The following is an 8,841-nucleotide window of genomic DNA, read 5'->3' on the forward strand; positions in this document are numbered from 1 at the left end:
CTCCCTTCATTCAATCTGTTCGAACCCGCATTGCCGGGGCGCCTTGTCCGGCCGCCATCGCAGCAGTTTCGTTCCATGGCGAAACCGATTGCCGGTGACGTGATCGAAACGGACTTCGACCACCAACTCCGGCCGCACGGGCTCCCACTCCCCGCTGCGTTCGGTGCTCCAGCGGCTCGGCCCGCCGGGAGCCTTGCCGGTAAAGCCGGGTCCGCCTCTCAGGTTCTCGAGCTTCGCGGTAATTTCTGCCCTGTCGTCCTTGCCGATCGTCGACGTAAACCCGACATGGTCGAGTTTGCCGTGGTCGTCATAGAGACCGAGCAGCAGGGATCCGACCTGGCTGCTGCCCGTCAGGTAGCGGAACCCGCCGACGACACAGTCCGCGGTGCGCAGCCGCTTCACCTTGATCATGGTGCGCTCGCCCGGCCGATAAGGGTCCATCAGCAGTTTGGCGACAACTCCATCGGTGGAGCCGTGGCCGGCCTCGCCCAGCCAGCGCCTGGCGGTGGTCACGTCGGTGGTGCGCGGCGACAACCGCAACGAGGAAACGCCCGACCTCATGACGAAGCGCTCAATCGCGGCCCGTCGTTCCGTCAAGCTCTTGTCGAGCATGATCCCCCCGTCCGGATCGGCGAGAATATCGAACAGGACGAGACGGGCCGGGGTTTGCGCGCTCAGCATGCGAATCCTGCTTTCGGCAGGGTGAAGCCGCATCTGCAAGGCCTCGAAGGAAGGATCGCCATTCACTTCGATGACTATCTCGCCGTCAAGAACGAAAGACTGGGTATCGAGATCGCGCAACAGTGTCGTTATTTCCGGAAAATACCGGCCGAGCGGCTTGCCGGACTTGGCCCTGAGATCGACGCTTGCGGTGCCTTTGAAGGCCAGGCAGCGGAATCCGTCCCACTTCGGCTCATACTGCCAGAGACCGTCGTCGCCCGGCAGTGCGTCGGCCGCCTTGGCCTCCATGGGGCGGGTATCCAAAGGCAGCGGAAAAGCAGCGGCCACGGCTTCTACCACCGCTCTTCGGCGTCGTGGTGCGGCAGGTCCACACCGCAGCATGTCCATCCGAGCCGTTGCGCGGATCCGTAATTGTAGCGTGGCTCGAGATCGGCGGGATCGTCGAAGGTTCCGACATGCAGGGCGATCTCATCCGGCGATGCATCGTAGGCCAACGCGACGGGCGATCCGCAGTCGCGGCAGAAGCTTCTTTGTGCGATGGGTGATGACCTGCGGCAGAAAGGCTTGTTGGAAAGCCATTCCAAGCTGGCTGATGGTACCCACGCCAGGACTGCGAACGCACTGCCGGTCGAGCGTCGGCACATGTCGCAGTGGCAATAGTGAGTGCGCGGCCTGGAGATGGTGCGATAGCGGACGTTGCCGCACAGGCATCCCCCGGTTCGTTCTCTCATTTCTTGCTGCGCGACCATTGGCCGATCTCTCGAACCTCGATGCTGGTCAACGTTCCACCGATGATGTGGTTTCCGAGAGCCCGAGGGGAACGAGTTTCGCTGCCTCGCGTTTGGTCGGCACTCGAGAAACTGGGGACTAGCGCAAGGATGTCGACTTGAACGGAACCCCTATGCGGCTGGCATGTGCGTTCAGGTATCCGTCCCTGGCCGCCTTGTGCCGGCTCGACGCCGAAGACGACAAAGCGGGTCGCTGCTGATGTCGGCTCCGGGTCTGGCATATGGACCTCTGGGCGATCATTGTGCCCATCTGTGTGTCGACATGCAGCGGCTGTTCGCCGAGCCGTCGGAGTGGGCGACACCCTGGATCACCCGTGTCCTTCCCCGGATCGTCAGCCTTGCCGAAAGATATCCTTCACAAACGATCTTCACTCGCTTCCTTCCGGCGCGACGCCCGGGGCAGGGCACCGGCACCTGGAAGCGGTACTATGAACGCTGGGCATCGATGACCATCGACAGGATCGGCGAGGAGATGATCGAACTCCTGCCGCCGCTGGCGGCATGCTGCCCGCCGGCGATCGTTGTCGACAAGCACATCTACTCACCGTGGCCCGAAGGGCATCTGCACACGCTGCTTTCATCCCGCCGGATCGACACTCTCGTCATCACCGGCGGCGAGACCGACGTCTGCGTTCTGGCGACAGTGCTTGGCGCGATCGATATCGGCTACCGCGTGGTTCTGGTGACGGATGCCCTGTGCAGCTCTTCGGATGCAACACACGACGCGCTGATGACCGTCTATCATCAGCGGTTCGCGCAGCAGGTCGAAACGGTCGAGATGGAGACGGTTCTTTCCAACTGGACCTGATCTCGAAGCAATGTCCAGGTCAGGCGCTCAGGTCGATCAAGGCGATGCCGAGATCGGCGTGTTTCGTGCGGCGCAGATGAGCGGGGGACTCGACCAGTGTGACCTCCAGGGTCGGTCGCACCACGCCGCCCAGCAGATGTCCGCCCCGCGTCGCTCCGTCGCTCAGTCCGAGCACGGCATGCAGGTGGAGGCTGGGCTTGCCGTCATCGCCCAAGGCAATGTCGCCGATCGCGCTGAGAACCTCGCACTGCTCGTTGACCGGTATCTTGCGATAGTCCTTTGCCTCGAAATCGAACCAACCGACCGCTGCTCGCTCGAACGCGCCGAGCGCGGTCAGCGATGCGCCGTCGATCTGTTCTTCGCTGGCAAAGGCAGTGAGCACGCCAATCGCCTCTTCGCCAGGCTCGAGCACCACCACGAAGGTCCTCTGTCCCGCGACTTTCGAAACCAGTTTCGATTTCATTGCCGTTGTCCTGTGGCCAAGGTGCAGAAACCTTGGCGGTGAATTTTCAGGCCGGCCCACTTATTCGAACGAACCGTTCGCGTCCCGGTTCCATATTGCGGCAGGCGCGCGGCGTCGAAGCGGCCGGCAGTATCCGCCCGAACGCCTACCCCTCAGCCTTGAAGTTCTTGGCTTCCTTTTTCACCTCTTTCCTGTCGTTGTCGTGCTTGCGGATAAGATCTTTCGCCTGCTTGGGCGAGACGTCGGTCGTTTCGGCCAGATGCACGGCTTCGCGATCTTCGTCTTGTGGCCGGATCTTTTCCTTGGCCATCGGTCTGTCTCCTTTTTTCCGTGTCATGGGACGTAACCAGACAAGCGCCGCCCGGTTCCATGAAACTGCCTTGCTCGAAGGAGCGCCTGCCTCGGTAGAAGCTATTTCGCGGAGGAACTCGACTTGGGAGAGCGCAGCAAAAGTGCGAGCGGCACGAGCAGGGCGGTCGCGATCGCGGAGTAGCGAAACAAGTCCACGTAAGCCAGAAGCGTCGCCTGCCGGCCTATCGTCTGGCCAATCCAGCCGACCGCCTGGACTTTCGCCTCGACCGCGGGCGAGCCCTGAGCGACGAAATAGTCAGTCATGCGCCGAAGCATCTGCTGATAGACAGGCGAGGACTGCGCCGTGTTGCCGATCAGATGGGTCTGATGCAGTTGTGCGTTCTGCGCCACGACGGTGTTGGAGAGCGATACGCCGACGCTGCCGCCGATATTGCGGGCGACATTGATCAGCGCCGAGGCCTGGTTGGTCTTTTGCGGCGGCAGGCCGACATAGGCGGCCGTCGAAATGGGGATGAACAGGAAGGGAAGCCCTACCGTGATGAAAATGCGGGCATAGGTGAAATAGCTGAAACCGGCATTCGGCGACAGTGAAGTCAGGTGCCACAATCCCACGGCAACCGCCGACATGCCGATCATGATCAGGTATTTCGGCTGCACGAATCCGGAGGCGAAGCCGGAAATCGGCATCAGCATCAGCATGGCGATGCCGCCAGGCATCATCGAAAGTCCCGAAAGCGTCGCGGTGTAGTCGAAGGTGGTCTGCTGGAGCTGCGGCAATATCTGCGTTGTGCTGAACAGCACCGCGCCGACCGCCATCATCACCAGGAAGGATGTGCCGAACTGGCGGGTGAAAACCAGCCGCATGTCGACGATCGGATCGCGATGGCGAAACTCCCAGGGGATCAGGAAAAAGAACGAGACGGCCGAGATCACGGCGAATGTCGTGATGAAGCCCGACGCAAACCAGTCGTTGCGCTGGCCCTCGTCAAGGAAGATCTCAAGGGATCCGAGCGCCAGCACGACGAAGATGAAGCCGATCCAGTCGATCTTGAGGCCATCCTTCAGCCTCTCCTGGCGCTCGCGCTCCAGCACGTCTGGCTCGACCAGCAGCCATTGCACAAGGGCCAACGACATGATGCCGAAGGGCACGTTGATGAAGAAGATCCAATGCCAGGAGAAATGGTCGGTCAGCCAGCCGCCGATGGTCGGCCCGACCGTCGGTGCAACGATGACGGCGATGCCGTAGAGCGCGAAGGCCTGCGAGCGTTTTTCGGGCGGGAAAGTATCGGCGAGGATCGATTGCTCGCTGGGCGCCATCCCACCGCCGCCCAGCCCCTGAAGGATGCGAAACAGGATCAGCATTTCCAGGTTCGGCGCGAGGCCGCAGAGCAGCGACGCGAGGGTGAAGGTAGCGACGCAGATCATGTAGTAGCGTTTGCGGCCGATCACGCCGGCGAGCCAGCCGCTGATCGGGATGATGACGGAATTGGCGACCAGATAGGTGGTGATGATCCAGGTGCTTTCGTCCATTCCGGCCGCGAGGCTGCCGGCTATGTTGCGCAGCGCCACATTGGCAATGGACGTATCGAGCACCAGCATGAAGGTGGCGATGGAGACGACGATGGCGATAAGCCAGGGATTGCGCCCGCCCGCGGCGGACCGGCTTTCGCCGGCTTGCGCGGTCGCCTGGCCGGTCATCGCACCTTGACCGTCGGCACGACGGACATGCCGGGCCCGAGCAGCAGGCCGGTCTTCTTGTCGAAGACGATCTTCACGGGCACGCGCTGCACCACCTTGACGAAATTGCCGGTCGCGTTCTCTGCGGGCAGCAGGCTGAAAGCGGTTCCGCTGCCGGCCTGGATGCTGTCGACGTGGCCCCTGAAGGTCTGCTCCGGGTAGGCGTCGATATCGATCTCGACGGGCTGGCCAGGCCGCATAAGGTCGAGTTGTGTTTCCTTGAAGTTGGCCTTCACCCACACGTCCTCGGGCACGAACATCATCAGCACTTGCCCCGGTTGGGCATATGCGCCCACGGCGGCGGATATGTTCGTCGCCCGTCCGGCCACCGGAGCGGTGATCGAGGTGCGGGAAACCGCGGTGCGGGCCTGCTCTTCGCTGGCATGGGCCTGGTCGAGTTTTGCCGCCACGCTTTTGCGCTGGGCCTCGAGGACGGCGACTTGTCTCTGGGCCGCCACGACGTTCGCCTGCGAGCTGTCGAGCATCGCCTGGGCCTGGCGAAGCGTCGAGGCAGCCTGTTGCGCCTGCTGCAGCGTTCCGGTTCCCTTGGCAAGCAATTCGCTGTTGCGCTGATTTTCGGCTTTCGCGAAATCAAGCGCTGCCCGGCCTTGCGACACCTGCTTCTGGGCTTGGTCCACCTTGGCCTGCTGCGCTTCGATCTGGGCTGCGATGTCAGCGGTTTCGGCGTCGGCCTGCGCCACCTGCGCCTGAACCTGCTTGAGGGATGCCTGATAATCCCTGTCATCGATGCGCAGCAGGACATCGCCGGCCTTTACGCTCTGATTGTCGGTCACCGCCACATCGGTGATGCGGCCGGCGATTTCGGCACCTATGGTTACGGCACGGGCGTCGATGAAGGCATCGTCGGTCCATTCATACTGTCGCGCCTGGAGCCACCAGATTATCGCTGCGGCCGATGCCAGCAGCAGAACAAGGATGACCGCCGCGGTGACGTAGGGGTGCCGCCCGAGCGAGCCGAACAGGCCCTCTTTGTTCCCGGCGGAAGCATCGAGGTCCTGTTTCGGTTGTGGGCGCGACGAGGCGCGCTTCGGTCGTGCATCGGGGCGACGTTTTGTTTGAGGTCTTTCGTCGACCGGTGCGACGTCTGGAGAGTTCGTGTCCACGTTAGCGGTCCGCGGTAGGGTTGGTGCGGCAAAGGCCGCGTACTGGAAGGACGTAAATCAACGGACCCGCGTCCGAAAAAGTTCCTGTTTCAGATTGAGGGTTTGTGGCCGGCCGCGCTAGGCGAAGTGCAGCAGCATCATCACCAGCACGATGCCGACAAGTCCCGCAATGAAGATGATACGGCGCGTTCGCGTTCGCAGGATAATCTCGCCTTGCCGCGCATCCTCTGCGGAAAAAACAGGCCCCTCCTTGTCGGGATCGTTGCTCATGAGCTGCTCCTTCCGACGAATTTGGAGTGTCTCAGGCAGCTAAACCTGCTCATCCCGGCAAGGTTCCCCAGAAATCACGGGGGCTGACGGCCGGGGTCACGCTTTGCCAGCCGACAAGCGCAAGCCAGTCCGGGCCACGCCGGGAGCGCCATCAGTCGGCCGGCAACGCATAGGCGATCACGTCGTCGCCGACCTTCGTCTCCATGAAATGATGACCGCCGGGCGCGATGACGACATATTGCCGGCCGCCGACCTCATAGGTCATCGGGGTGGTCTGGCCGCCAGCGGGCAGATCCGTCTGCCAGACCACCTTGCCGGTCTTGATGTCGATGGCGCGCAGCTTGTCGTCCGTCGCCGCCGCGATGAAGATCAGGCCGCCGGCGGTCACGAGCGGCCCGCCATTGTTTGGCGTGCCGATATCCAGCGGCAGCATGGACGGGATGCGCCAAGGGCCATTCTCGACCGCCTCGCCGAGCGGCTTGTCCCAGAGCGTCTTGCCTGTCTTCAGCTCGATGGCACGGATATGGCCGTAAGGCGGCTCGGAACAAAGCAGCCCCGTCGAGAGGCGCCAGCCCGCGTTGACGGCAATGGCGTACGGCGAACCCATCTGCGGGTCACCCATGTCCTTGGCCCTTTTCGAAGCGCCGCCCTGTTCGATCGACCTGAAGCCTATCTGGTCCGCCTTTTGGCGCGGTATCAACTGATCATAGTTGGGCATGTCGTTGTAATTGGCGACCAGGATGCCGGCGTCGGTGTCGACGGCAACGCTTCCCCAGTCGGAGCCGCCATTGTAGCCGGGATATTCGATGAAAGGCTTGTCCACCGTCGGAGGCGTGTATTCGCCCTGGTAGGAAGCCTGCCGGAACTGGATGCGGCAGTAGAGCTGGTCGAGCGGACTCATGCCCCACATATCCTTCTCGGTCAGCACAGGCTGGTCGAGATGGGCATAGCCGGAATAAGGCTGCGTCCTGGACAATTTCTCTGGTTCGACGCCGCCCGACGGCACCGGCCGTTCTTCGACCGGGAACAGCGATTTTCCGGTCTTGCGGTCGAGCACATAGATCTGGCCCTGCTTGCTGGGCACGATGATTGCGGGAACCTTTCCATTGACTGACGGAAAATCGACGAGTGTCGGCTGCGAACCGAGGTCATAGTCCCAAAGGTCGTGATGGACGGTCTGAAAATGCCAGACCGGCTTGCCCGTCGTGACATCGATGGCGACGATTGAGGAATTGTATTGGTTTTCGAAGTCCTTGCGATCGACACCATAATAGTCGACGGCGGCGTTGCCGAGCGGCAGGAAAACATAGCCGAGCTGCGGATCGGCGGCGGCCACGGTCCACATGTTCGGCGTGCCGCGCGTGTAGGTATCGCCCTGGGGCGGTGCGCCCGTGCGGTCCGGATGGCCCATGTCCCAAGCCCAGACCAGTCTCCCCGAGACCACGTCATAGCCGCGCACGACGCCTGACGGCGCATCCTCGGCCTGGCCGTCCTGCACCTGGGCGCCAAGCACGGCAATGCCGCGCACGATGGTCGGAGGCGCCGTCACCGAATACCAGCCGGGCACGGTCTTGCCGAGCCCCTGGGTGAGATCGACGACGCCCTGCTGGCCGAAATCGCCACATGCCTTCCCGGTCCTGGCGTCGATGGCAATCAGCCTTGCATCGAGCGTGCCCCACAGGATGCGTGTTGCGCATGGTCGATCGGCGCTTGTACCCGGAACGGCGTAGTAGGCGACGCCCCGGCAACTGGCACCGTATGGGATGGCGGCGTCGGATACCTTCGGATCATAGCGCCACTCCTCCTTGCCGGTTGCCGCGTTGGCCGAGATGACGATGCCCTTGGCCGAACATGCAAACAGGTGCCCGTCCACTTCGAGGGGGGTGTTTTCCGGGGAGTATTTGTCGGTCGCCGCCTTGCTTGGCATATCGCCCGTGTGGAAATCCCAAACTTTGGTCAGCTTCGCGACGTTGTCGGCGGTGATCTGTTTGAGAGGCGAATAGCGGGTGGCAAGTTCCGAGCCGCCATAGACGGGCCAATTCGGTCCAGCCTCGTGTATGGCGACATTGGGCTGAGGGCTGACCGGAGACTGACCAGATGCGCTTCCTGCGGCGGGTGGCGTGACCGGGGCAACCGGGGATGCCTCCTGGGATTGTGCCGAGGGCGTGAAATGCTGAAGCCCGATCGCGCAGCCGACAATGAAAAGGGCAGCGGATGCGGTCGCCCAGCCGCGGTCGCGAACCCGTTTCGCGTGCCCGGCGCGAAAGGCAGGCAAGGTCAAAAGAACGAAGATCAGGATGACCGTCGGCGCGAGCACCCGGGGCATCAACCCCCAGCCGTCCATGCCAACTTCCCAATAAGCCCAGGCGAGCGTCGCGATCCAGGTCAGGACGTAGAGCCAGACTCCGGCGGCATTGCCGCTCAAAAGCAAAACACCCGCCGCCAGGAGAGTCACTCCGGTGGGCAAATAGTACCAGGAGCCGCCCAGCGCGACGAGCCAGGCGCCGCCTGCGCCGATCAGCAAACCAAGTATTGCCAGCAGCACACCCACGAAGATAGTCCACCAGAAGGCGACGCCGGAGCGACGCCTGTCGGCGAGATTCGGATTGGCAGAAGTCATGACAGCATTTCCATTACGACAGGCTCATGATTGTTTCG

The 8,841-nt window shown here is 62.5% G+C and carries 9 protein-coding genes; 1 reads left to right on the forward strand and 8 read right to left on the reverse strand.

The genetic code is table 11. The features are described from left to right. Window positions 1–6 precede the first annotated feature (6 nt). Window positions 7–1,062, reverse strand: a complete 1,056-nt coding sequence (locus tag LB545_RS06030) for an ATP-dependent DNA ligase (protein ID WP_140560377.1) — start codon at window positions 1,060–1,062, stop codon at window positions 7–9. After that, window positions 1,014–1,430, reverse strand: a complete 417-nt coding sequence (locus LB545_RS06035; RefSeq protein ID WP_140556685.1) for a GFA family protein — start codon at window positions 1,428–1,430, stop codon at window positions 1,014–1,016. The genes LB545_RS06030 and LB545_RS06035 overlap by 49 nt, the downstream gene beginning before the upstream one ends. Window positions 1,431–1,668: 238 nt before the next feature. On the opposite strand from LB545_RS06035, the gene LB545_RS06040 reads away from it, so the two are divergent. Then, a complete protein-coding gene (locus tag LB545_RS06040) occupies window positions 1,669–2,277 on the forward strand; it encodes a cysteine hydrolase family protein (protein ID WP_140522250.1) in 609 nt (202 codons plus the stop codon). A 19-nt stretch (window positions 2,278–2,296) separates the two neighbouring features. On the opposite strand, the gene LB545_RS06045 is transcribed toward LB545_RS06040, so the two are convergent. The 6 genes from LB545_RS06045 to LB545_RS06070 all read right to left on the reverse strand — a co-directional run bounded on the left by LB545_RS06045 (window position 2,297) and on the right by LB545_RS06070 (window position 8,803). Then, entirely contained in the window at window positions 2,297–2,740 is a 444-nt protein-coding gene (locus LB545_RS06045) for a PPC domain-containing DNA-binding protein (protein ID WP_140522248.1), read from the reverse strand. Between the two features lie 145 nt (window positions 2,741–2,885). Next, a complete protein-coding gene (locus LB545_RS06050; RefSeq protein ID WP_181165226.1) occupies window positions 2,886–3,050 on the reverse strand; it encodes a hypothetical protein in 165 nt (54 codons plus the stop codon). A 101-nt stretch (window positions 3,051–3,151) separates the two neighbouring features. Continuing rightward, a complete protein-coding gene (locus LB545_RS06055) occupies window positions 3,152–4,750 on the reverse strand; it encodes a DHA2 family efflux MFS transporter permease subunit (RefSeq protein WP_140522246.1) in 1,599 nt (532 codons plus the stop codon). Further along, on the reverse strand, window positions 4,747–5,913 hold the full coding sequence (locus LB545_RS06060) for an HlyD family secretion protein (RefSeq protein ID WP_224704649.1): 1,167 nt from the start codon (window positions 5,911–5,913) through the stop codon (window positions 4,747–4,749). The genes LB545_RS06055 and LB545_RS06060 overlap by 4 nt, the downstream gene beginning before the upstream one ends. Before the next feature lie 117 nt (window positions 5,914–6,030). Beyond that, the gene (locus tag LB545_RS06065; RefSeq protein ID WP_140496137.1) at window positions 6,031–6,183 is read right to left on the reverse strand and encodes a peptide ABC transporter permease; all 153 of its coding nucleotides are present in this window, start codon (window positions 6,181–6,183) and stop codon (window positions 6,031–6,033) included. Between the two features lie 151 nt (window positions 6,184–6,334). After that, window positions 6,335–8,803, reverse strand: a complete 2,469-nt coding sequence (locus LB545_RS06070; RefSeq protein ID WP_224704650.1) for a membrane-bound PQQ-dependent dehydrogenase, glucose/quinate/shikimate family — start codon at window positions 8,801–8,803, stop codon at window positions 6,335–6,337. Window positions 8,804–8,841 lie beyond the last annotated feature (38 nt).

Origin of the sequence: Mesorhizobium sp. BR1-1-6, from assembly GCF_020165355.1 — a bacterium.
In the GTDB taxonomy this organism is placed as follows: Bacteria; Pseudomonadota; Alphaproteobacteria; order Rhizobiales; family Rhizobiaceae; genus Mesorhizobium.

Coding starts and splice junctions, on each gene's coding strand:
- LB545_RS06030 (WP_140560377.1), bottom strand. CDS start 1,062: ATGCTGCGGTGTGGACCTGCCGCACCACGACGCCGAAGAGCGGTGGTA.
- LB545_RS06035 (WP_140556685.1), bottom strand. CDS start 1,430: ATGGTCGCGCAGCAAGAAATGAGAGAACGAACCGGGGGATGCCTGTGC.
- LB545_RS06040 (WP_140522250.1), top strand. CDS start 1,669: ATGTCGGCTCCGGGTCTGGCATATGGACCTCTGGGCGATCATTGTGCC.
- LB545_RS06045 (WP_140522248.1), bottom strand. CDS start 2,740: ATGAAATCGAAACTGGTTTCGAAAGTCGCGGGACAGAGGACCTTCGTG.
- LB545_RS06050 (WP_181165226.1), bottom strand. CDS start 3,050: ATGGCCAAGGAAAAGATCCGGCCACAAGACGAAGATCGCGAAGCCGTG.
- LB545_RS06055 (WP_140522246.1), bottom strand. CDS start 4,750: ATGACCGGCCAGGCGACCGCGCAAGCCGGCGAAAGCCGGTCCGCCGCG.
- LB545_RS06065 (WP_140496137.1), bottom strand. CDS start 6,183: ATGAGCAACGATCCCGACAAGGAGGGGCCTGTTTTTTCCGCAGAGGAT.
- LB545_RS06070 (WP_224704650.1), bottom strand. CDS start 8,803: ATGACTTCTGCCAATCCGAATCTCGCCGACAGGCGTCGCTCCGGCGTC.